Source organism: Streptomyces sp. NPDC002181 (genome assembly GCF_042890485.1).
Classification (GTDB): domain Bacteria; phylum Actinomycetota; class Actinomycetes; order Streptomycetales; family Streptomycetaceae; genus Streptomyces.
Genome location: NZ_JBIASC010000003.1, coordinates 571,410 through 591,904, shown reverse-complemented (window position 1 = coordinate 591,904; position 20,495 = coordinate 571,410). Strand labels below are relative to the sequence as shown.

General features: G+C 73.2%; 22 protein-coding genes. 11 read left to right on the top strand and 11 right to left on the bottom strand.

Features of this window, described 5'->3' with window-relative positions:
* The first annotated feature begins 6 nt into the window (after positions 1–6).
* Positions 7–1,098, top strand: a complete 1,092-nt coding sequence (locus ACFYXV_RS12045; RefSeq protein ID WP_385469538.1) for a PI-PLC domain-containing protein — start codon at positions 7–9, stop codon at positions 1,096–1,098.
* Positions 1,099–1,138: 40 nt separating this feature from the next.
* Here the strand turns inward: ACFYXV_RS12045 and ACFYXV_RS12040 are convergent, their stop codons facing one another.
* The 3 genes from ACFYXV_RS12040 to ACFYXV_RS12030 all read right to left on the bottom strand — a co-directional run bounded on the left by ACFYXV_RS12040 (position 1,139) and on the right by ACFYXV_RS12030 (position 3,787).
* Positions 1,139–1,360: a hypothetical protein gene (locus tag ACFYXV_RS12040; protein WP_389382787.1), complete on the bottom strand. Its 222-nt coding sequence runs from the start codon at positions 1,358–1,360 to the stop codon at positions 1,139–1,141.
* A gap of 103 nt (positions 1,361–1,463) precedes the next feature.
* Entirely contained in the window at positions 1,464–2,768 is a 1,305-nt protein-coding gene (locus tag ACFYXV_RS12035) for a ferric reductase-like transmembrane domain-containing protein (RefSeq protein WP_389382786.1), read from the bottom strand.
* A 299-nt stretch (positions 2,769–3,067) separates the two neighbouring features.
* Positions 3,068–3,787, bottom strand: a complete 720-nt coding sequence (locus tag ACFYXV_RS12030; RefSeq protein ID WP_385469532.1) for a ribonuclease H — start codon at positions 3,785–3,787, stop codon at positions 3,068–3,070.
* A gap of 108 nt (positions 3,788–3,895) precedes the next feature.
* On the opposite strand from ACFYXV_RS12030, the gene ACFYXV_RS12025 reads away from it, so the two are divergent.
* From ACFYXV_RS12025 to ACFYXV_RS12015, 3 genes are all read left to right on the top strand, one after another.
* Positions 3,896–4,843 (top strand): nucleoside hydrolase, encoded by a 948-nt coding sequence (locus tag ACFYXV_RS12025; RefSeq protein ID WP_385469530.1) that lies wholly within the window; start codon positions 3,896–3,898, stop codon positions 4,841–4,843.
* Positions 4,844–4,915: 72 nt separating this feature from the next.
* On the top strand, positions 4,916–5,656 hold the full coding sequence (locus ACFYXV_RS12020) for a TetR/AcrR family transcriptional regulator (RefSeq protein ID WP_389382785.1): 741 nt from the start codon (positions 4,916–4,918) through the stop codon (positions 5,654–5,656).
* 231 nt (positions 5,657–5,887) lie between these two features.
* On the top strand, positions 5,888–6,355 hold the full coding sequence (locus ACFYXV_RS12015) for a helix-turn-helix domain-containing protein (protein ID WP_385469526.1): 468 nt from the start codon (positions 5,888–5,890) through the stop codon (positions 6,353–6,355).
* A 35-nt stretch (positions 6,356–6,390) separates the two neighbouring features.
* On the opposite strand, the gene ACFYXV_RS12010 is transcribed toward ACFYXV_RS12015, so the two are convergent.
* Complete coding sequence (locus ACFYXV_RS12010; RefSeq protein WP_389382784.1) at positions 6,391–7,332, bottom strand: NAD-dependent epimerase/dehydratase family protein; 942 nt, start codon at positions 7,330–7,332, stop codon at positions 6,391–6,393.
* 54 nt (positions 7,333–7,386) lie between these two features.
* On the opposite strand from ACFYXV_RS12010, the gene ACFYXV_RS12005 reads away from it, so the two are divergent.
* On the top strand, positions 7,387–7,974 hold the full coding sequence (locus tag ACFYXV_RS12005) for a TetR/AcrR family transcriptional regulator (RefSeq protein WP_389382783.1): 588 nt from the start codon (positions 7,387–7,389) through the stop codon (positions 7,972–7,974).
* A 111-nt stretch (positions 7,975–8,085) separates the two neighbouring features.
* A complete protein-coding gene (locus ACFYXV_RS12000; RefSeq protein WP_389382782.1) occupies positions 8,086–8,877 on the top strand; it encodes an SDR family NAD(P)-dependent oxidoreductase in 792 nt (263 codons plus the stop codon).
* Between the two features lie 81 nt (positions 8,878–8,958).
* Here ACFYXV_RS12000 and ACFYXV_RS11995 read toward each other — a convergent pair whose 3' ends face one another.
* Both ACFYXV_RS11995 and ACFYXV_RS11990 read right to left on the bottom strand, forming a co-directional pair.
* Positions 8,959–9,732 carry a DUF2993 domain-containing protein gene (locus ACFYXV_RS11995; protein ID WP_389382781.1) on the bottom strand — a complete coding sequence of 258 codons (774 nt, stop codon included), beginning with the start codon at positions 9,730–9,732 and terminating at the stop codon, positions 8,959–8,961.
* Positions 9,729–11,939, bottom strand: a complete 2,211-nt coding sequence (locus ACFYXV_RS11990) for an MMPL family transporter (RefSeq protein ID WP_389382780.1) — start codon at positions 11,937–11,939, stop codon at positions 9,729–9,731. Before ACFYXV_RS11990 ends, ACFYXV_RS11995 begins: the two co-directional genes overlap by 4 nt.
* Positions 11,940–12,128: 189 nt before the next feature.
* Here ACFYXV_RS11990 and ACFYXV_RS11985 point away from each other — a divergent pair, with 189 nt between their 5' ends.
* Entirely contained in the window at positions 12,129–12,770 is a 642-nt protein-coding gene (locus tag ACFYXV_RS11985; RefSeq protein WP_389382779.1) for a TetR/AcrR family transcriptional regulator, read from the top strand.
* Between the two features lie 5 nt (positions 12,771–12,775).
* Here ACFYXV_RS11985 and ACFYXV_RS11980 read toward each other — a convergent pair whose 3' ends face one another.
* Positions 12,776–13,225 carry a hypothetical protein gene (locus ACFYXV_RS11980; RefSeq protein ID WP_385469512.1) on the bottom strand — a complete coding sequence of 150 codons (450 nt, stop codon included), beginning with the start codon at positions 13,223–13,225 and terminating at the stop codon, positions 12,776–12,778.
* 145 nt (positions 13,226–13,370) lie between these two features.
* On the opposite strand from ACFYXV_RS11980, the gene nadE reads away from it, so the two are divergent.
* From nadE to ACFYXV_RS11960, 4 genes are all read left to right on the top strand, one after another.
* A complete protein-coding gene (gene nadE, locus ACFYXV_RS11975) occupies positions 13,371–14,201 on the top strand; it encodes an ammonia-dependent NAD(+) synthetase (protein WP_389382778.1) in 831 nt (276 codons plus the stop codon).
* Between the two features lie 363 nt (positions 14,202–14,564).
* Positions 14,565–15,755, top strand: coding sequence for a serine hydrolase domain-containing protein (locus ACFYXV_RS11970; RefSeq protein WP_389382777.1), 1,191 nt, complete (start codon positions 14,565–14,567; stop codon positions 15,753–15,755).
* An 89-nt stretch (positions 15,756–15,844) separates the two neighbouring features.
* Complete coding sequence (locus tag ACFYXV_RS11965) at positions 15,845–16,564, top strand: hypothetical protein (RefSeq protein WP_385469506.1); 720 nt, start codon at positions 15,845–15,847, stop codon at positions 16,562–16,564.
* A 201-nt stretch (positions 16,565–16,765) separates the two neighbouring features.
* Positions 16,766–17,200: a hypothetical protein gene (locus ACFYXV_RS11960; protein WP_389382776.1), complete on the top strand. Its 435-nt coding sequence runs from the start codon at positions 16,766–16,768 to the stop codon at positions 17,198–17,200.
* Here the strand turns inward: ACFYXV_RS11960 and ACFYXV_RS11955 are convergent.
* The 4 genes from ACFYXV_RS11955 to ACFYXV_RS11940 all read right to left on the bottom strand — a co-directional run bounded on the left by ACFYXV_RS11955 (position 17,194) and on the right by ACFYXV_RS11940 (position 20,486).
* The gene (locus ACFYXV_RS11955) at positions 17,194–17,487 is read right to left on the bottom strand and encodes a hypothetical protein (RefSeq protein WP_383344915.1); all 294 of its coding nucleotides are present in this window, start codon (positions 17,485–17,487) and stop codon (positions 17,194–17,196) included. The genes ACFYXV_RS11960 and ACFYXV_RS11955 overlap by 7 nt on opposite strands.
* Positions 17,488–17,663: 176 nt before the next feature.
* Positions 17,664–18,188 (bottom strand): hypothetical protein, encoded by a 525-nt coding sequence (locus ACFYXV_RS11950; RefSeq protein ID WP_383344918.1) that lies wholly within the window; start codon positions 18,186–18,188, stop codon positions 17,664–17,666.
* Between the two features lie 102 nt (positions 18,189–18,290).
* A complete protein-coding gene (locus ACFYXV_RS11945) occupies positions 18,291–18,833 on the bottom strand; it encodes a DUF4232 domain-containing protein (protein WP_385469502.1) in 543 nt (180 codons plus the stop codon).
* A gap of 156 nt (positions 18,834–18,989) precedes the next feature.
* Complete coding sequence (locus ACFYXV_RS11940) at positions 18,990–20,486, bottom strand: tetratricopeptide repeat protein (RefSeq protein ID WP_389382775.1); 1,497 nt, start codon at positions 20,484–20,486, stop codon at positions 18,990–18,992.
* Positions 20,487–20,495 lie beyond the last annotated feature (9 nt).

The window sequence follows — 20,495 nt, the reverse complement described above, 5'->3', positions numbered from 1 at the left end:
CTCCGCATGGTTGACATGGACACGCCCCAATCCAGGTCCGGTCCGCGGACCACCCCCGCCGCGCGCGTGAGGAGGACCGGCCGGCTCGCCCTCGTCTGCCTCCTCCTGCTGGCCCTCCTCGGCGCGGCGACCGCGGCGTCGGCGTCGGCTCCCGCCGGAGCCCCCTCCGCCGCCCCGGTCTCCCCCGGTGCGCGTGCGGCCGAGGCCGCGGCCGCCCGGTGGGGCGACCGCCGCCTTGACGAGGCGGCCTTCCTGACCACCCACAACGCGTTCACCAACTACGAGGACTCCCGCTGGAGTTCGGTGAACCAGGCCGAGTCGGTGCGCGCCCAGCTCGACAACGGCGTCCGCGGCCTGAGCCTGGACACGCACTGGTACGAGCACAGCACCTGGCTGTGCGTCATCAGCTTCGGCAGCGACTGCTACCCCAGCGACGTCTACCTGTGCCACGGCGACTGCAAGACCTTCGCCGGAGCCACCTACGCCCTGCCGCGGCAGTCCTTCCAGGGCACGATGCAGACCGTGGTGGACTTCCTCGCCTCCCATCCGCAGGAGGTCGTGACCGTCTTCCTGGAGGACTACGTCGACGCCGGCCAGCTGGGGCAGTCCCTCGGCCGGGTCCGGGGCCTGCAGGAGCTGCTGTTCCGGCCCGATGACTGGGGCGTACGGCAGAACGGATGGCCGAAGGTGGCGGACCTCGTCACCGCCGGCAAGCGCCTGCTGATCTTCTCCGACCGGTCCGACCGCGAGCAGCTCGGCGTCATGTACGACAAGTCCTGGACGGTGAGCAACTACTGGAGCCTCGGGGACATGGGCAACGACCTCGCATGCGTCACCCGCTGGCCCGATGTTCCCCTGGACCGTCAGGAGCCCGGATTCCGGCGGCTGTTCACGATGAGCCACCACCGCAACGTGCCCACCGTCCTCACCGCGGCCCTGGACAACGGCGCCAAACTGCGCGGCCGCATCGCCGAGCAGTGCCGGACCGCGACCGGGGGCCGCAACCCGAACTACGTCTCCGTCGACTTCCACCGGCTGTCGGACGGCAGCGGTCACACACCCGCCTCGATCGTGGCGGAGCTCAACGGGAGCCCCTGAGCACGGCGGCCGCCGTACGGACGGTCCGTCCGTCAGTCAGTCAGCGCGCGGACCGGAGGCTCGGCTTCGGGTCCGGGGCCGGCGCGGACGGGTCGACGGTGGCCGTGATGACCGTGGCGGACACCACGCTGGCCAGGGCGATCCCGGCCACGAGCCATCGCGGGCGCGGGCCCTTCCGGTGCCGGGCGGCCCGGCGGGCCCGCGGGGGCGGCGCGGCCCCGCCCTGACGGAGGGGCTCCTGGGTTGCGGCGTGGCGGTTCATGGCGGGTCGGTTCCTCGGTGGGTCCAGTGGGTCCGGCCGGTCCGGCGGATCGGTGGGTCCGGCGGATCGGTGGGTCCGGGTGGGTTCCGCGGATGCGGTCGGCTCAGTAGGTGAAGCACTCCGTGTGGATGCTCTCGGCGGGGACGCCCGCCCTGAGCAGCGCCGCAGTGGTGGCGTCCGCCATGCCGGGCGGTCCGCAGAGGTAGACGTCGCGGTCGGACAGATCGGGGACGAGCGCGCGCAGGGCCTGGGGCGCGAGCGGGTCGTACGCGGCGTCGGAGCGCCCCACCAGGTAGTGCAGGGCCGCCTGGCGCTCCGCCGCGATGGCCTCCAGCTCGTCGCGCAGGACCAGCTGGCCGGCGTCACCCGCCCGGTAGAGCAGGGTCAGGTCACCGGGGCCCGCGGGCAGGGACTCGAAGAGCGCGCGCATCGGAGTGATCCCGATGCCGCCGGCGATCAGCAAGACCTTGGGACGGGTGCGCCGCCGTTCGGTGAGGGCACCGAAGGGGCCGGTCGCGAGGACCCTGGTGCCGGGCCGGAGCCCGCGCACGCGCCGCGAGTGCCTGCCGAGGGCCTTCACGGTGATGCGGAGGCGGTCGTCGCGGGCGGGCGCAGAGAGGGAGAACGGCAGGGCCGTGTGCCACAGGCCGCGGGTCAGGAATCGCCAGCGGAAGAACTGCCCCGGCTCGGCCCGGAGTTCGCTCAGCCGGCCGCCCTGGACGGTGACGGAGACGACGCCGGGGCCTTCACGTTCGACGGTGGCGACGCGCAGCCCGTGGCGCAGGGCCTGGCGGGCCGGGACGATCCCGCGGTACCAGGCGAGCAGTACCCCGACGACGGTGTGCAGCAGGGCCCAGAACCAGGCGGTGAAGGCGGTGACGGCGACGTCGGGGCCGGCGAGCTGGTGGACGAAGCCGAGCGCGGCGGCGAGGTAGGTGAAGAGGTGGATGCCGCGCCAGGTCTCCTGCGAGACGCGGCGGCGGACGGCCCTGGCGGAGCACAGGCCCACGCCCGCCAGAAGGGCGGCCCCGGCGAATGCCGCGGTGACCGCCGGGTACCGGAAGAGGGCACCGGTGGCGCCGAGCAGATCGGTCCCGGTGCGCAGGGCGTACACGACGAGGGCGAACAGCGCGTGGGCGCCGCACAGGACCAGGACCCACCGGCCGCCGAAGGCGTGCCAGCGGGCCAGGCGGTCGGCGCCCACCCCGTGCTCGACCGCGGGCACGCGCGCCATCAGGAAGAGCATGGCGAGGATCCCGTAGCCCGCGAGGAGCCCGGTGAGGTGTGCGCTCGCCCCGATGAGCTCGTCGGGGCGGGCGGACGGATGCACCTGTACGGCCCAGAGCAGGGTGACGGCGGCCGCCCCGGCGGCCAGGCCGGCGCGCAGCCGCTCGGGCGCGGTCTTCATCTGCGGCGCCCCGCGCCGTGGACGGCGGCGGCCGAGAGACCGGAAGGGCGCGCGGGAAATTCATGCCATGTGCGTTTCACATCGGCAACTATGTGCAAACTCGCGCGCGGCAAGCAATGGCGATGACTTCCGTCACGGGCGTCGATATGGGCGATATCTTCACCAGTGAGCGATAAAAATACCCCCGACGGGCGTGCCGACCGTCTTGGGCCCTTGCCGTTTCGAGTTTGCATTCCTGCAGTACAGGCGCGCGGCGACCGCCCGCCTAGCACACGCGGCAGCGCGTTTTGGGTAATCCTTTACGCTTGCGCGGCGCTCCCGCAGCCCGGGTGCCCCCAGCGGTTGCCGAGCTTGGCGATCATGTCGCCGGCGGCGTACGAGGTCCCGCACGGGCAGCTGCCGGGGAACTTCGCCTTGATCGAGGCCCGGCCGCGGGCGGGCTTCTTGGCCGTGGCGGTGGCCGTGGCGGTGGCCGTGGCCGACGGTCCGGTTCCGGCCCTCGCGCGCGACGCGGAACCGCGCGCGGGAGCGGGCACGGGCATGGCCGCGGCGCCGAGTGCCGTACCGGCCGCCTGCTGGGTGACGGCGGCGTCACTGGCGGCCTGGTCGGCGATCGCGTTCAAGTGGTCGCCGTCCTCGCGGTGGGCCGGGACATAGCGGAATTCCACGTCCCGCCCGGCCAGCAGCGCGTCGATCCGCTCGACGAGCTCCCGATTGGCCACGGGCTTGCCGGCCGCGGTCTTCCAGCCGTTGCGCTTCCAGGCCGGAAGCCACTGGGTCACCGCCTTCATGGCGTACTGGGAGTCCATGCGGACCTCGACGGCCGTTCCCGGAGCCAGGGCCTCCAGCAGCCGCTGGAGGGCGGTGAGCTCTCCCACGTTGTTGGTGGCCCGGCCCAGGGGGCCGGCCTCCCAGCGCTCCGGCCGGCCCTGTGCGTCGGCGACGACCCACGCCCAACCGGCCGGTCCGGGGTTGCCCTTGGCCGCGCCGTCACAGGCGGCAATGATGCGATCAGACATCCCCCGATCATGCACCACCGGCGCCGCGCCGCGCATTCGGCCCGTCTGGCCGCCGGGGTGACGGAGCGGCACAATGGGCCGGGTCAGCACCGTCCGGCAGGAGTGCGTGTGCCCGTACCGATCATCATCGACTGCGACCCCGGACACGACGACGCCCTCGCGATCATGCTCGCGGCGGGCGACCCCGCGGTCGACCTGCTGGCCATCACCACGGTCGCGGGCAATCAGACGCTCGCGAAAACCACTCTGAACGCGCGCCGGGTCTGCACGGTCGCGGGCATCACCGGCGTGCCCATCGCGGCCGGCTGCGCCCGCCCGCTGGTCCAGGCGCTGGGCGTGGCGGCCGACGTGCACGGCGCGTCCGGCCTGGACGGGCCGCGGTTCCCCGAACCCACCGTGGACGTGGTCGCCGAGCACGCCGTGGACCTCATGTACCGGATCCTGACCCGGCATCCGGAGCCGGTCACCCTCGTACCGACCGCGCCGTTGACGAACATCGCCCTGCTGCTGACCCGCCATCCCGACGCCGCCCTCCGCATCCGGGAGATCGTCCTCATGGGCGGCTCGACCGAGCGGGGCAACCGGACCCCCGCCGCCGAGTTCAACATCCAGGCGGACCCGGAAGCCGCGGACATCGTCTTCCGCAGCGGTGTACCGCTCACCATGTGCGGCCTGAACGTCACGCACCAGGCCCTCGCCACACCCGCGATCGTCGCCCGCTTCGAGCGCCTGGGCACCGAACTGGGGCAGGTCTGCGCCGAGCTGCTGACCTTCTTCGCCTCCACCTACCGCACGCTGTGGGGGTTCCAGGACCCGCCGCTGCACGATCCGGTGGCGGTCGCCCGGGTGCTCGATCCGGACATCGTCCGCTGCGTGGACGCGAACGTGGTCGTCGAGCTGCAGGGCCGGTACACGCGCGGCGCCACCGTCGTGGACCTGCACCGGTACACGGGCAGACCGGTGAACGCGCAGGTGGCGCTCACCCTGGAATCCGGTCCGTTCTGGGACCGGATGGTCGGCGCCGTGGAGGCTCTCGGCGGCCGTCGGACCGTTTGAGCCCACCGCCCCTTTCGGGCCCCGTCCGGAACCGGCCGGGGCCCCGGCCGGCCGGCGGGTACGGTTCGGCACATGGATGTTTCCACCCCTGCCGACGATGAGAACACCGCGCGGCACGCCGCCCTCAGGGCCACCGCGCGCCAACTGCTCGTGAAACTGGGCGCCGCAGGACTGTCCCCGGAGGCCGTCGCCGAGGGCAGCGGCCTCTCCGTCGCCGACGTCGAGGCCGTCTTCCCGCACCGGGACGACCTGTTGACCGCGCTCGTGACCGACGCGTACGACTCCTCCGGCGCCGCGATGGAGGAGGCCGACCGGAGCGCCGCCGCCGCGGGCGCCCCGGCCGGGGCGCGGCTCCTCGCGGTGACACGCGCGCTGCGGACGTGGTCGTTCGACAACTCCGCGGAGTTCACGCTGATCTACGGCTCTCCCGTCCCCGGCTACCACGCCCCGCAGGACACCGTCCCGGCCGCCACGCGCACCCCCGCGGTGCTGGCGGGCATCGTGCGTTCCGCCCTGGCGGCCGGTGAACTCACCCCGCCGCGTCGTGCGGTGCCCGGTCCGCCGCTGCTCCTGCCGCAGGCCGTACAGCTCTTCGGCGGCACGCCCGAGGCCCCGTTCTCGGACCTCGTTGAGCGCGGCATGGTGCTGTGGAGCAGTCTGGTCGGGCTCCTGGTGTTCCAGGTCTTCAGCCGCACCCACGACAGCGTCCGGGACGAGTCCGCGTACTTCGACTTCGCGATCGCCGTGGCGGCCGAGAGCATCGGACTGAGCGTTCCCCTGGACGGAACGGCGGCACGCGCAGAGACCCGTTGAAGGGCGCGCGGAGCGCAGCGGTCGGGGCCGGCCCCCATCCCCCGAGGGCCGGCCCGGACCGGCTCGATACGACTGGCGGCTCACTCGGCTACCCCCGTGAAGCAGAGTTAGCTGCCAGCTATCGACGGGTCCACGGTGGCCGACTCAAGCCGGATTGTCAACTGACCGCTAATCTGCAAAAATGCAAAATAGCTGTGAGCTATTCCCGGGTGTAAGGCAAGGAGATGCGCAGTGTCCGGTACTGACGACCGGCCCGTGCTGGCAGTGCGTCTCGACGACCTCTTCAGGACGGTCCGCCCCAGGGGCAGGAACTGGACCAACGCCGAGGTGGCCGAGGAGCTGAAGCGGGTCAACCCCGACATCAAGGCCGGCGCCGTGTACTTGTCCCAGCTGCGGACGGGCAAGCGCTGCAACCCCTCACCGGACCTGCTGGCCGCCCTCGCCCGTTTCTTCGGGGTGTCCGTCGCCTACTTCTTCGACGACGAGGTGGCCGAGTCGGTGCTCGACGAGGCCGCCGCCGTCGAGGCCCTGCGCCAGGCGGGCGTGCGCTCCGTGGCGATGCGCGCGGCCGGCATGAAGAAGGAGCACCTCCTGGCCATCACGGCCATCATGGACCAGTACCGGCAGATGCAGGGGCTTCCCCCCGTCACGGACCCCGCCGGGTCCCCGGAATCCGCGGCCCCCTCGGACCCCGAGTAATCGCGATGCCGGCGCGCCGCGCCCCGGCGCAGGCGTCACCGGGCCGTGGCCGATCGCTCGCGCCACCAGTCCACCGTCTCCCCGACCTGCTCGGCGACGGGGGTGGCCCGTACGGCGAACTCGGCTTCGTACGCGGTCGAATCGACGGTGAACGGCCGGTCGAACTGGTGGCGGACCTCCTTCAGCTCCCGGATCAGGGGCGAGAAGAGCGCGGCCGCGCCGAGGACGGCGGGCGGCAGCCGGCGCACCGCGACCGGCCCGGTCCCGGCCCGGGCGGCGAGCAGGTCCACCATCTCCCTTACGGACAGGGCGGGTTCCGTCGGGACGTGCCAGGCGCGCCCCCAGGCCCGCTCCTCGTCCGCGACCTCGGCCAGGACCCGGGCCACGTCCGGCAGGTAGCTCCAGCTGTGCGGCGCGTCGGGGTCCCCGAGGGTGGAGACGGGCTTGCCGCGCAGCAGCCGCGGCATGACCCGCCCGGCCAGATGCCCGCCGTCGGTCACGCCGGGCCCGAAGAAGTCCGAGGCCCGCACCTCGACCGCCTTGACGCGGCCCTCCTCGTGCAGCTTGCGCACCGCCTCCCAGCCCTCGGCACGCACCCGGCCCTTGGCCCCGGCGGCCGCCAGGGGCAGCCCCTCGGTCAGCGGCCCGTCGACGGGCCCGTAGCCGTAGAGGTTGCCCAGCATGACCAGTACGGCCCCGGTCTCCTCGGCCGCGGCGCAGACGGACGAGATCAGCGGCGGCCAGTCGCGGGCCCAGCGGTGGTAGGGCGGGGCGGCGCACTGGTGGATCGCGGCCGCGCCCCGCACCGCCCCGGCCAGCAGCCGGCTGTCCGTCGCGTCCAGCGCGACGTGCTCGATGCCGGGCTCCGCCGGCCTGCCCGACCGGGTCACGACCCGTACCGAACGCCCTTGCCCGGCCAGAAGCCGAGCGGTGGCGGCCCCTGCGGGCCCGAATCCCATGACGACATGAACGCTCACAGCCGAACACTAGGGGCGGACCATGCGGATGAGCCATCCAGTTAACATGTCCCCATGACGACGACGCCACTGCGCAAGGACGCGGCCCGCAACTGGGAGCGGATCATCGCCGTGGCCCGCGATCTGGTCGACCAGGGAACGGCCCTGCAGCTCAACGACGTCGCCCGCCGCGCCGGACTCGGCGTCGGCACCGTCTACCGCCACTTCGCCACGCCCGAGGCACTGCTGGAGAGCGTCGCCACCCCCTGCCTGGAAGACCTGGCCGCGCACGGCGAGCGGGCGCTGGCCGACCCCGATCCCCGGCGCGCGCTGGAGGAGTTCCTCACCCGCACCGTCGAAGCGCAGGTCACCGACGCTTCCCTGGCCCCGGTCACCGCCGCGGCCGAGGACGCCCTGGCGCGCACCACGGAACTCAAGACGGCGCTGTGGTCGGCCGGCCGGGTCCTGCTCGACCGGGCTCGTGAGGCCGGAGCCGTCCGCGCCGATCTGGCCCCGGGCGATCTGGTCCCCCTCATGTGCGGCATCGCCTACGCCGTGGACGTCCACGGCGGCGCTCCCGACCACCGGATCGACACGGCCCACCGCTACCTGGCCACGCTGCTCGGGGGCCTGCGCGCCACCACCACACCGCCGGCCGAGTGACCGGAACGCGGTCAATCCCCCGCGTCCGCCGGCCGGTTCGGTGATTTCCCTGGCCCTCCCGCCCACCCGACTGCCACTGTTCGTTCGGACGAACAACAGGGAGGGTTTGGGATGCGCATCACCGGATCGACCGTTCTCCTCACCGGGGTCACGGGCGGCATAGGACTCACACTGGCCCGCACGCTCGCCGCGCGGGGCGCGAAGCTCGTCGTGACCGGGCGCCGCGAGGACGCACTCAGTGCGGTGGCCGACGAGCTCGGCGCCCTGGCCGTCCTCGCCGATCTCGCCGACCCCGCCGATGTCGAGCGGCTGGCCTCGCAGTGCCCGGATACCGACGTCCTGATCGCCAACGCGGCCCTTCCGTCCAGCGGCGACCTGCTCGACTACACCCCCGGGCAGATCGACCGGGCCCTCGCCGTGAACCTGCGGGCGCCGGTCATGCTGGCCCGCCTGCTCGCGCCCCGCATGGTCGGCGCGGGGCAGGGCCACATCGCCCTGATCGGCTCGATCTCCGGGAAGGCCGCCACCAAATCGTCCTCACTGTACGACGCGACGAAGTTCGGGCTGCGCGGTTTCGCGCTGGCGTTCCGTCAGGACCTGCGCGGCACGGGCGTGGGCGTGTCCATCATCCAGCCGGGGTACGTCCGCGACGCCGGCATGCACGCCGCGACCGGCGCGAAGACCCCCGGCGGTGCCCGGACGTCCTCGCCGGATCAGGTGGCGCGGGGCGTGATCCGGGCCGTCGAGCGCAATCTGTGCGAAGTGAACATCGCGCCCGCCGAGTTGAAGGTGCTGATCGCGATAGCCGGGCAGTTCCCCGCCTTCTCGGAGTGGGTGCAGAGCCGCGCCGGCGTGGACGACGCGGTGCGGGACATCGTAGAAGCCCAGAAGAAGAGCCGCTGACCGGCCCGCCGACCCGCCCGCCGACCGGCCCGCCGACCGGCCTGCCGACCGGCCGGCGCCCGGAGAACCCCCGCCCTTCGCTCAGGCCTCGTCCGCGAGACCGACGTCCTTCGCCTCGCCGTGCACCGTCACCGCGCTGCCGTCGACCGAGATGCCGGACGGGACGAGGCCGAGCGGCAGCTCCGGTATTTTGCGTTCCGCCGCCTTGAGCGCGGCCGCGATCTGCGGATTGGCCGGGTCGAGCGGACGCCCGGCCAAGGACGCCGCCGCCGGTTCCAGCGTGACGGTGTCACCGGTCAGCTTGAGCGAGGCGGTCACCACCAGGGGTACTCCCATGAAGGAGCGGGTGATCTCCAGCCGCCCGTCGCGCCCGGTCATCCGGACACCGGCACCGCGCTTCGCCCCGAGCGCGTCGAGCGGGACCCTGAACTCCCCCGTCGCCTTGGCCGCCGAGTAGCCGTCCGCGCTCCTGGACACGTCGTGCAGGTCGAGGGAGGCGGTGACGGGCAGCCCGTCCCCCGTCCTCGCCCGGCCGTCGACCTCCACCTCCGGGTAGCTTCCCGCCGCCGCGTTCCACAGGAACGGGAAGCCGTCGATGGAGACGTCCGGCGCCGCCACCAGGGCGCTCTGCCGCGCGGCGATCCGGTCGGCCATGCGGCCCTCGGTGACGCCGGCGGCCACACGGTCGGCGAGCACGAGCCCGACGAGCAGGGCGCACGCTCCGGCCAGCACCCACCGCCGGGCGCGGCGCGGGCTGCCTGGGCTGCGCGGACTGCGCGCGGCGCTGCCGCGCGGGCCACTCCCCCGTACGGCGGTCTTCGCTCGGGCATCGGGCTGGACAGTGCGGTGGTTCATGCGTTCCTCACGGGTTCGGGGACGGGGGAGGTACGGACGGGGTCCTGCTCGCCGCCTTCGATGTGCATCTGCGGCAGCAGCCGGTCGAGCCACCCCGGAAGCCACCAATTGGCCTTGCCGAGCAGGACCATCGTGGTGGGGACCAGGAGCCCGCGGACGACCGTGGCGTCGAGCGCGACCGCGGTGGCGAGGCCGATCCCGAACATCTTCACGACGGGGTCGTCCCACAGGAGGTAGCCGAGGAAGACGCACACCATGATCAGCGCGGCGGAGGTGATGATCCTGCCGGTCCTGGCCAGGCCGGTGATCACCGCGCCCCGGTTGTCCCCGCTCGCCAGCCACGCCTCGCGGACGGCGCTCAGCAGGAAGACCTCGTAGTCCATGGAGAGCCCGAACAGGACCGCGAACATGAGCAGCGGAACGTATCCGGGGATCGGTACCGGGCCTCCGAGGCCGAGGAGCGCCGCTCCCCAGCCCCACTGGAACAGCGCGGTGAGCACACCGTAAGCGGCGGCCACCGACAGGAGGTTGAGCACGGCCGCCTTCACGGCGACCAGCGGGGAGCGGAAGGCCAGCAGCAGGAGCAGCCCGGCGATGGCGAGGACGACCCCGATGACGGCGGGCAGGCGCTGCGCGAGCCGGTCGTTGAGGTCCAGCTGGATCGCGGGGAGGCCGCCCACGTGGGCCGCCTGGCCGGTGCCCCTCGTCACGTTCGGGAGGGTGTCGGTACGCAGCCGGTCCACCAGGGCGGCGGTGCCCGGATCTCCGGGCGCGGTGGTGGGGGTGACCTGCCAGCGCACGGTCCTGGCGTCGCGGCTCAGTTGGGCGGGTCCGACCGCGGCGACGCCGCTGGTGTCCTTCAGCGCCCTGCCCATGGCCGTGACGGCCGGATCCGCGGGTCCGGACGCGGGCTTCGCCAGCGTGTCGGTCACCTGGAGCGGTCCGTTGACGCCCGGGCCGAACGCGGACGCGAGCCGGTCGTAGGCGGTGCGCCCGGCCGTTCCCGGGGACTTGTCGCCGCCGTCGAGCTGCCCGAACGACAGCTGGGCCGCGGCGAGCGCCGGCAGGACGAAGAAGGCCAGGCCCGCCAGCAGGTAGCGCCAGGGGCGGTCGGCGACGTGCCGGGCGATGCGCGCCCAGCCGCGGGCGGGCGGTGCCTGCGGCGAGTCCGCCGCACCCGGCGCGGGCGGGGCGGGTGCCTCGGGGGCCAGGCGCCGGCCCAGCAGGGAGAGCAGCGCGGGGAGAAGGGTGAGCGTGGCGGCCATGGCCACCAGGACGGCGATGCCGGGCGCGAGCGCCAGCGCGCGGAGCAGCGGCAGGCCGCCGAGGGCCAGGCCGGCGAGGGCCGCGATGACCGCCGTACCGGCAAAGGCCACCGACTTGCCCGAGGCGCCGGTCGTCAGGGCGGCCGCGTCCTCGATCAGCAGGCCGGTGGCGAGCAGCTCCCGGAAGCGGGTGAGGCAGAAGAGGCTGTAGTCGATGCCCACGCCGAGGCCGATCATCGCCGCGATCGTCGCGCCGGAGGACGGCATGTCCGTCACGTGGCCGGTGAGGCCGATGATCGCGAGCGAGATGCCGAGGCCCACGACGGCGACGGCCAGCGGTACGGCGGCCGCGACCGGCCTGCGGAACCCGAGGTAGAGGATGGCGAAGGCCGCCACCAGCCCGATGGCCTCGCTGCGCCGGGTGGACTTCTTGTCGGCGGCTTCGGCGAGGTTGCCGCCGGGAGTCACCTCGATCCCGGCCGCTTCGGCCGGTTCGGCGGCTGCCCTGAGGTCGTGGACGACGTCCGCGGTGATGTTCCGGCCCGCCAGGTCCAGTTCCACGGTGAGGTAGGCGGTGTGCCCGTCGGGGGCGAGGGCGGCGCCGCCCGCCGGCTCGTACGGGGTGGTGACGGCGACCACGTGGTCGCGGGCGGCGAGGGCGCGGGCCGTCTCCTGGACGGCTTCGCGCGCGCGGTCCGAGGTGAGGAGCAGACCGTCGGCGGGCGTGTGCAGGACGAGGGGCTGGCGGCCGGAGGCGGAGTCCGGGAACGCCCGGGCGGCGTCATGGGCGGCCTGGCTGTCGCTGCCGGGTATGGAGACCGTCTCGGTGGTGGCGCTGCCGAGCACGCCCGCCGCCGCGGCCAGGCCCAGCAGCAGCAGGAGCCAGGCGGCGACCACCCGCTTCGGTCGTCGGGCGCACCAGCGCCCCAGGGTGGCGAACATGCGTACGGGATCCCCCTCGTCCGAACCAGCTTGTTCCGGCCATGATTGCACTTAGAGTGCAATTAAATCAACGCGGACCCCCGCCGGACGCACGCGGCGAGCGGGACGATCAGGACGAGCGGGACGAGGACTCGGACGCTCCGCCCCCGTTTGCGACAATGGAGGCGAGCGAAGCCGGGAGGGGACGACATGGAGCAGTCGGTGGCGGGACAGCCGGAGGAACGACGCGCGGACGGCCGCGCCGAGCGCAGCCGGCAGTCCCGGGTGAAGATCGCCGACGCGGTGCTGTCCCTGCTCGACGAAGGCGAGTCGCACTTTCCCGCCGACCGCGTCGCGGAACGCGCCGGCGTCTCCCGACGCCTGGTCTTCCACCACTACGCCGACATGTCCCAGCTGGTGGAGACGGCCATCGCGCGCCGCCTGGAGCAGCTGATCGAGCAGACCAGGCCCCTGCCGACCGACGGGCCGCGGGCCGCACGGGTCGCCGCGCTCACGGAACAGCGCGCGCGGATCCTGGAGTGGATCACTCCGGCCCAGCTGACGCTGATGCGACTGGAGCAGAACGGGGACCGGATCAGGGAGGTCACCCGACAGGTCCTGGACTTCGCCCGGAGCCGGCTGGCCGAGGTCTTCGCCGTCGAGCTCGACCGGCTGCCCGCCGAGCGCAGGACCGAGGTGCTCCACGGCCTGGACGCCGTGACCACCTGGGGCGCCTGGTACCACTGGCGCAGCAGTGGCCTGAGCGTCGAATCCGCGGCCCGGACGATGGAGACGGCCGTACACGCCCTCCTGGCCAGCACGGACACCTCCGGGCCGGCCGACCGGGCGTAGCGCGGCTACTGAGCGTCCACCCCTGACAGCACCCGGCGGTCCGAGGGCGCGGATCGCGGGTCCCCCGTACCGCGCCCGTCCCGGGTGAGCCGCCGGTGCAGGGCGGGGCCGCCCGCCGCGATGCCCGCGAACAGGACGACCGCGGTGATCAGGCTCGGGTCGGAGAACCACAGGCCGAGCAGCTGATCGAGCAGCAGGGCCGCCGCGACCAGCAGCACCTTCCCGACCAGCAGGCCGGAGTGCAGGCGGCGCTCGACCGGCCTGCCGAGGCGGGCCCGGCGGCGGTGCGCCAGCGACATCAGGACTCCGGCGCACACGACGATCGCCAGGAGGCGCAGCGCGTGCTCCCAGGCCGGGGTGTCCGAGCCCCAGGCCCAGACCCCGCCCATGACGGCCCCCGCGATTACGTAGATCCGGCGCTCGGCCACGACTGCCTCCTGACCCTCGGGGGTCATACGACAAGAAAACAACTTGCACTTCGAGTGTCATAACTTATGCCGGATTCGTCAAGCCCGGCCGCTTTCGGGCCGCGGGAAGGCTTGGACTAGGGTCGGCAGCACAGCGCGACGCGCGCATCACCATCGACCACGAGGAGCAGCCGTGAGCCGGCCGGCGTCCACCGTTCTGCAGCAGGAGATCGCCCGGGAACTCCAGGTGCCGGAGACCTTCGACGCGCACGAGGAGATCGAGCGCCGGGTGGCCTTCCTGGCCGAGCGGCTCACCTCCACCGGCCTGCGCTCCCTGGTCCTCGGCATCAGCGGCGGGGTGGACTCCACCACGGCCGGCCGGCTGTGCCAGCTGGCCGTGGAGCGGGCCCGCGAGGCCGGCCACGAGGCGACGTTCTACGCGATGCGGCTGCCGTACGGAGTCCAGGCCGACGAGAAGGACGCCCAGCTGGCGCTCGGCTTCATCCAGGCGGACCGGGTGCTGACGGTCGACGTCAAGCCCGCGAGCGACGCCGCACTGGAGGCCTCCCTCGCCGGCGGCACCGTCTTCCGGGACGCGCACCACCAGGACTTCGTCCAGGGCAACATCAAGGCCCGCCAGCGCATGATCGCCCAGTACGCGGTGGCCGGCGCCCAAGACGGCCTGGTCGTCGGCACCGACCACGCTGCCGAGGCGGTCTCCGGCTTCTTCACGAAGTTCGGTGACGGCGCGGCCGACCTGGTCCCGCTGACCGGCCTGACCAAGCGCCGGGTGCGCGCCGTGGCCGACGTCCTGGGCGCCCCCGCCGAACTGGTCTGGAAGACCCCCACCGCGGATCTGGAGACCCTGGACCCGGGCAAGGCCGACGAGGACGCGCTGGGCGTCACGTACGACGACATCGACGACTTCCTGGAGGGCAAGCCGGTCGACGAGCACGCCTTCGACACGATCGTCCGCCGCTACCGGCTGACCGACCACAAGCGCCGGCTCCCGATCGCGCCGTGATCTCGCGCCGGGTCCGGCTTTGGACCGTGGCGGGCTGGCTGGCCCTCGTCCTGGCCGGCGCCGCGTGCACGCTGTACCTGAAGGAACCGGCGAGCTCCGCGCCGGGGCCGCAGCACTGGGAGCGCGTCCCGGAGCCCGCTTCGGAGCCGGTCCCCTGCCCCGTGCGGAGCGACGGCGGCGTGGCCCCCACGGCGGGCGGCTGCAGCTACTGGCAGCGCAGCCAGGGACTGCCTTCCGGGCCTGCCCGGGGTTCACACCCGCCCTCCCGGCGAATCGCGGCGGGCGGGCGGCACTCATAGGCTTGACGCAGTACCCGGGGGCTCGGGGAGCCGTGTTGTCGAGCCTGGGCAGGGGTGAGCGGTCATGGTCGAGCGCCGTCGGATGCGTGGGCGCCGGGTCCGTCGGGCGGGTACGCCCGCCGCGGTGGCGGTGCTGCTGGCCGCGCTGTGCGCGGGTACCGGCTCGGCCTCCGCCTCCGTACGCGCCGATTTCGATCCCGCCACCGTGCGCAAGCTCGACGCGGCGATCACGAAGATCATGAAGCAGACCGGCATGCCGGGCCTGAACATCGGCCTGTGGATGCCCGGCCGCGGCGTGTACGAGAAGTCCTTCGGCGTCGCGGACAAGAAGACCGGCACGCCCATGAAGTCCGACCTCTACACCCGGGTCGGGAGCGTCACCAAGACCTTCACCGTCACCGGTGTGCTCCAGCTGGTCGACCAGGGGAAGGCCGGCCTCGACGACCCCATATCCCGGTACGTCTCCGGCGTCCCCGGCGGGGACTCCATCACCCTGCGGCAACTGGCGGACATGCGCAGCGGTCTCTTCGACTACACAGCGGACGAGAAGTGGCTGGCCGGCGTCCGCGCCGACCCGCACCGCACGTACACCCCGCGCCAACTGGTGGACATCGGCTTCAGCCATCCCCCGAACTTCAAGCCGGGCGCCAAGTGGGAGTACAGCAACACGAACACCATCCTGCTCGGCATGCTGATCGAGAAGGTCAGCGGGCAGAGCCTCGACGACTACCTGCGGGAGCACGTGTTCGCTCCGCTCAAGCTGAACGACACCTCCCTGCCCACCGACAGCGCCGTGCCCGACCCGCACGCCCACGGGTACACGAACTTCACCCCGAAGGGCACCGTCGCCGACGCGACGAACTGGAACCCCTCCTGGGCCTGGGCCGCCGGCGGGATCATCTCCGGCCTCGACGATCTGCGCAGGTGGGCCCCGGCGCTCGCGGACGGCCGGCTGCTGACCCCCGAGACGCAGGCCGAGCGGCTCCGGACCCTTCCGGTCGGGGCCGTCCCCGGCGCCTCGTACGGCCTCGGCATCCTCGACTTCAACGGCTGGCTCGGCCACAACGGGGAGCTGCCCGGCTACGAGACGATCGCGGCCCAACTCCCCGCAGAGAAGGCCACCCTGGTGGTCCTCGTCAACAGCGACATCGACTACCGGGGCAAGAACCTGTCCAGCATGATCGGGAACGCGGTCACCTCGATCGTGACCCCCGACCACCTCTGGCCCGCGCCGGTGGCCGCCAAGGCGAAGTAGTCCCCGGTCTCGGACCGCGGACGACCCCGTGTGACCATGGCCTCCTTTGGCACACGCACTTCCGCATTGCCGCATTTCATGGGGGGACCATGCGCACCCGTACCACCACCCTCTCCGCCGGCCTCGCCGCCGCCCTCGCGACGGCGCTCCTCCTGACCGGCTGCACCGCCTCCGGCGGAAGCCCGAAGGGCAAGGGTGCCGGCAGCAGCGCCGCGGCGCCCGCTCCCGTCGCACCGGGTGGCGGCTCGGGGTACGAGGGCCCCCGGCCGCAGGACCAGAACCTCCTCGCCTGGACGGGCGATCCGAACGACGCGGGGCACGTGACCGCCCAGTCCACCGCCGGCGTGGCCGGACGGGTCACCCTGGTGCGGATCGTGCTGCGCGAGCAGATCACCTGGTCCAACATCTGGCTGGGGCTGGCCGGCATCGACCCGAACGCCCAGCTCTCGCAGAACTTCCTCGGCGTCTACGACGCGAACGGCACCCTGCGCGCGTCCACCGCGGACATCTCCCCGCAGCTGATGACCGACGCGATCGCCAAGCCGTTCCCCCTCGCCAAGCCCTTCACCGCCGCCCCCGGCACGTACTTCATCGCCCTCCTCCTCAACGGCACCTGGGCCACCAACGCCCTCACCCTCAAGTCGACGGGCGCCGGGATCTCGGTGAACGCGGGCCTGACCCCGCCGAACCTGCGGTACAGCACCCTCCTGACCGGCCAGACCTCGCTGCCGGCCACCGTGAACCTCGGCGAGCAGTCCACCGGCACCATCAACACCGGCTGGGCCAGCCAGTGGTACGCGGTCTCCTGATCCCGGCCGGGCCGGGGCCGGGGCCCAGCGGGTGCGGGGTGCGGCCGGATGAGCCAAGCTGGGGAAGGCTGTAGCCACGAGGCGGACCAGAGACCAGAGCCGGACCGCCGATGCGAGGAGGGCCGCGTGGACGCTTCACGAGTCGACGCTTCACGAATCGGCGGGCTCGCTCCCGCGCCCCGGACCCGGATGCGGATGCGAATGCGGACGGCCACACTGCTGTGCGCGGCCGCCGCGCTCGCGACCGGCGTCACCGTACCCGCCTCCGCCCAGACGGCCGCGGCCCCCATGGATCCCAATCCGGTCGTGGTCGTCGACTGCTTCTCGAAGGCCCAGGTGCGCCCCCGGGAGTACCTGCTGGCCTGCGGCGACGGGAACAACCGCCTCGTGAACCTGCGCTGGAACAGCTGGGGGCAGCGGACCGCGACGGCCATCGGCACGGACATGGTGAACGACTGCACCCCGTACTGCGCGGCGGGCCGCTTCCGCGCGTACCCGGTCACGGTGACCCTGAGCCGCCCCCGGCAGTGGCCCGGACACCCCGATGTCCAGCGCTACACCAGCATCCGGCTGCTGTACACGGACAAGGCCCCGCCGCCGGTCGCCAAGGACGTGACGTACAAGCTCGTCTACTGATCGGCGCGGCCCGCCTGTCCGCCGAGCCGGGCGCTGATCAGGTAGGCGGCCTCCTCGGACAGGCGGGCCCGCCGCTCCTCCTCCTGAGCCCGTTCGAGCTCCCCCCTCAGCGCCAGCTCGGTGCGCAGTACGGTCGCCCTCGGCACCGGGATCCGCTGACCCGGTTTCTCGGTGAACGGCTGGAGCTCCGCCGCCGAGACCTGGGCGTCCGGCGAGGAGCCGCGGCGGAGGGACAGGAACACCCGGGCCAGCCAGTCGGCCGGGATCTGGACCATCAGATCAGTCATATCCGGGAAACGACCGGCCGCCTCCGCCGTGACTGCGGCTCCCCCGACCGGCTCAGTGGCCCTCCCCCTGACGCGTGCCGGGAGCGGTGGAGCCCTCCGCTCCCGGCCGGCTCATCGTTCGTGAAACGCCCGAGCCGCGGCCCGTGGGTGGGCCGCGGCTCGGGACGGGGCTTCGGTCAGCTCTTCTTGAGCTCGTCGATGCAGAGGACGAACTGCTTGCCGGAGCTGCGGCGCGAGCCGCGCATCTGCTCCTGGTAGCCGATGTCCGACTGGCCCTTGCACTGGTTCGTGTCGAGGCTGTCGGGGATCACCTTGACCACCTTGTACTCGGCGTTCGCACCCCCGCACTTCACGACCTGGAGGTCGGGGCTCACGATGGTGCCCTTGTTCGTCAGGCAGTCCCCGACCTTCGCCTTGTCGGCGTCGTCGCGGCTGGCGTAGTAGCCCACCGCGGCCGCGATGACGACGACCACGGCCACGATGATCTTCAGGATCTTCATGACCCCCATGCGCTTGGGCGGCGCGGGCGGGGCGGCGAACTGCTGCTGCGGGTAGGGGTACTGCTGCTGCGGGACCCCGTACGGCGGCTGGCCCGGCTGGGGCTGGCCGTAACCCGGCTGGGGCGGGTAGCCCTGGGGCTGCTGGGCGGGCGGGACGGGCTGGCCGTACGGGCCGGGGCCCTGCTGCGGCGGGTAGGTCATGCGGAAAATCCCCCGTGAGCGTGTGCACTGCGCATTGCTTGACGTGCGCACGCTATAACAAGCCACTTACATGTCCCGCATTGACCTGCGGCGTCCCGAGCCCTAACCGCGGAATGCGGTCGCGCGAACGGTCGTGCCGCAGAGCGCGAACTCACCGCCGTCGCCGGGCGCCAGCTGGTACCTCCCGCCCGCCACGCCCACCACCATCGTCGGCGCGACGACGGGTTCGGCGCCGGAGGCGCAGTAGCCGTCCGCCTCGCCGAGCACCGGGGTGAAGGACAGCTGCGCCGAGGCCCGGCCTCCGGCCGCCAGCTGCACCGGAGCCGACTTGCCGACCCGGATCACCTGGAGCGGCTTGTTCTTGTCCGGCGAGCCCTGGCCCGCCAGCGCCACGGTCGGGAAGCCGTTCAGCACGCACGGCTTCGTCCCCTTGTTCGTCACCGTGACCCGTACCTGCGCGGCCCCGGCCCGCTGCGCGCCGTTCGCCACGATCTGGCTGCTCGTGCACGGCGCCCCGGGCGGCCGGCGTGGGCCGTCCCCGGTGGCGGCGGCCCCGGAGCCGGCCACGAGCGTTGCGGACAGGAAGCCCGCCAGCAGGAGTGCGGACGAGGTCTTGATCGCGGCGCATCGCGTTGAGCGTTTCATGGGTGGTCCTCCACGGTTCGCCCTTCCCAGCGTCCCACCAACGCGCGCCTTCGGCACGGGCGCCGCCCGGACGGCTCCGCCCCCTTCGACTCCTGAGGCACCATCGACGCGTGGGCCCCTTCGGCTCCTTCGCCCTCCCGCCCGCCGTCGGCGGGATCAGGGCCGAGGCCCTGGCAGGGGCCGGTCGCGGTGTCCGACGTCAGCGGCCGCCATCAGGCGCACGGCCTCGTCCGCCGCCCGCGCCGCGCGTTCGGCTTCGCCCGTCTTCGCCAGCAGCCGGGCCGCCGACAGCCCCGCGCGGACCCGGAGGGACACCGTCGAGGCCGCTGCCGCCGACACCGCCGACCAGGCCGTCAGCGCCCCGTCCCGGTCCGCCATGTCGCCGGCGTGGTCGAAGCGTGCGAGCAGCGCGTCGCCGAGGTCGTTCAGGTGGACGGCACGGTCGGGGTGGTCGCCGGGGGCCGCCTCCACCGCCTCGCGGGCGGCGGCGATCGCCTCGTCCGCGTCCGCGACCAGGCCGCCCCGCAGGAACCGGGTCCGGAGCGCGACGGCGAGGTCCGACAGGAGACCGGCGCGGCCCGGACGGCCTTCCGGGGTGGCCCCCACCGCCTGCCGGCCCGCTTGTACGGCCGCGTTCAAGTCCTCCGTGCTGCCCGTCCGTTCGAAGCGGAGCCGCAGCGCGTTCCCGAGGTGGGAGAGGCTCTCGATGCGGCCGGGGTGGTCCGTGGGGAACATCGACACCACTTCCCGGTAGCGGGCGATCGAGCCGTCCAGGTCCCGCGGTGCTCCGGTTCGCTCGTACCGGGCGCGCAGCGCTCCCGCGAGGCCGGTCAGGACCAGTGCGCGGTAGATGCCCTCGTCGGGGGTCGCCCGCGCCGCCTCACCGAATAGGGTGACGGCGCTTTCCAGGTCCTCGATCGCTCCGGTCCTGTCGAACCGGGTGTTGAGCGCTTCTCCGAGGTTGTAGAGGTACATGGCCCGCCCCGGCTCTTCGGAGACCGCCGACAGGGCCTCCCGGAACCGGTCGATGGCGTCGTCCAGGTCGGCCGGCGGCCCGCCCCGTCGCGATTTGATCCGCAGTACGTTGCCGAGGGCGGTCAGGTGGACGGGGCGCTGCGGATGCCCGGCGGGCACGGTGTCCACGATGCGCCGCCACAGCTGCGCCGCACACGAGATCCGCGCCGGGTCGTTCGACTCCTTCAACTCCGGTATCAGCCGGGCGGCGTACCCGGCCGCGTTCTCCGCGAGGAGGGGCAGGAGCGGCTCCGGCAGGTGCTCCTCACCCGCGAGGAAGCTCGCGGTGAGCGAGTGCACGGCGAGCCGCAGGTCCGGCCGGTCCTGCTCCCGGTCACGCCCCGGCCCCGGCCCCGGGCCCGGGTCCGGGTCCGGGTCCGGGTCCGGGTCCGGGTCCGTCCGTACGAAGATCGCCTGGTGGCGGAACCAGTGGAACCAGCCGAGCAGATGGTGGACGGCGAGGTCGTCCTCACCGGGCAGCAGCTCCGCGAGCCGCCGCGCTTCGCGCAGGGCCTCCGCCTCCAATATCGGCGTCACGTCGCGCAGTCGCACCACACGCCGCAGCCGCGCCGCCATCGCGTCCATCGCCGTCTCTGCGGCCAGTCGTACGGTGTGCTCTGGGTCCCCCGGATGGCTCACGTCGGGTGA

Coding starts and splice junctions, on each gene's coding strand:
- ACFYXV_RS12045 (WP_385469538.1), top strand. CDS start 7: ATGGTTGACATGGACACGCCCCAATCCAGGTCCGGTCCGCGGACCACC.
- ACFYXV_RS12040 (WP_389382787.1), bottom strand. CDS start 1,360: ATGAACCGCCACGCCGCAACCCAGGAGCCCCTCCGTCAGGGCGGGGCC.
- ACFYXV_RS12035 (WP_389382786.1), bottom strand. CDS start 2,768: ATGAAGACCGCGCCCGAGCGGCTGCGCGCCGGCCTGGCCGCCGGGGCG.
- ACFYXV_RS12030 (WP_385469532.1), bottom strand. CDS start 3,787: ATGTCTGATCGCATCATTGCCGCCTGTGACGGCGCGGCCAAGGGCAAC.
- ACFYXV_RS12020 (WP_389382785.1), top strand. CDS start 4,916: ATGGATGTTTCCACCCCTGCCGACGATGAGAACACCGCGCGGCACGCC.
- ACFYXV_RS12005 (WP_389382783.1), top strand. CDS start 7,387: ATGACGACGACGCCACTGCGCAAGGACGCGGCCCGCAACTGGGAGCGG.
- ACFYXV_RS12000 (WP_389382782.1), top strand. CDS start 8,086: ATGCGCATCACCGGATCGACCGTTCTCCTCACCGGGGTCACGGGCGGC.
- ACFYXV_RS11995 (WP_389382781.1), bottom strand. CDS start 9,732: ATGAACCACCGCACTGTCCAGCCCGATGCCCGAGCGAAGACCGCCGTA.
- ACFYXV_RS11990 (WP_389382780.1), bottom strand. CDS start 11,939: ATGTTCGCCACCCTGGGGCGCTGGTGCGCCCGACGACCGAAGCGGGTG.
- ACFYXV_RS11985 (WP_389382779.1), top strand. CDS start 12,129: ATGGAGCAGTCGGTGGCGGGACAGCCGGAGGAACGACGCGCGGACGGC.
- ACFYXV_RS11980 (WP_385469512.1), bottom strand. CDS start 13,225: ATGACCCCCGAGGGTCAGGAGGCAGTCGTGGCCGAGCGCCGGATCTAC.
- ACFYXV_RS11970 (WP_389382777.1), top strand. CDS start 14,565: ATGGTCGAGCGCCGTCGGATGCGTGGGCGCCGGGTCCGTCGGGCGGGT.
- ACFYXV_RS11965 (WP_385469506.1), top strand. CDS start 15,845: ATGCGCACCCGTACCACCACCCTCTCCGCCGGCCTCGCCGCCGCCCTC.
- ACFYXV_RS11960 (WP_389382776.1), top strand. CDS start 16,766: ATGCGGACGGCCACACTGCTGTGCGCGGCCGCCGCGCTCGCGACCGGC.
- ACFYXV_RS11955 (WP_383344915.1), bottom strand. CDS start 17,487: ATGACTGATCTGATGGTCCAGATCCCGGCCGACTGGCTGGCCCGGGTG.
- ACFYXV_RS11950 (WP_383344918.1), bottom strand. CDS start 18,188: ATGACCTACCCGCCGCAGCAGGGCCCCGGCCCGTACGGCCAGCCCGTC.
- ACFYXV_RS11945 (WP_385469502.1), bottom strand. CDS start 18,833: ATGAAACGCTCAACGCGATGCGCCGCGATCAAGACCTCGTCCGCACTC.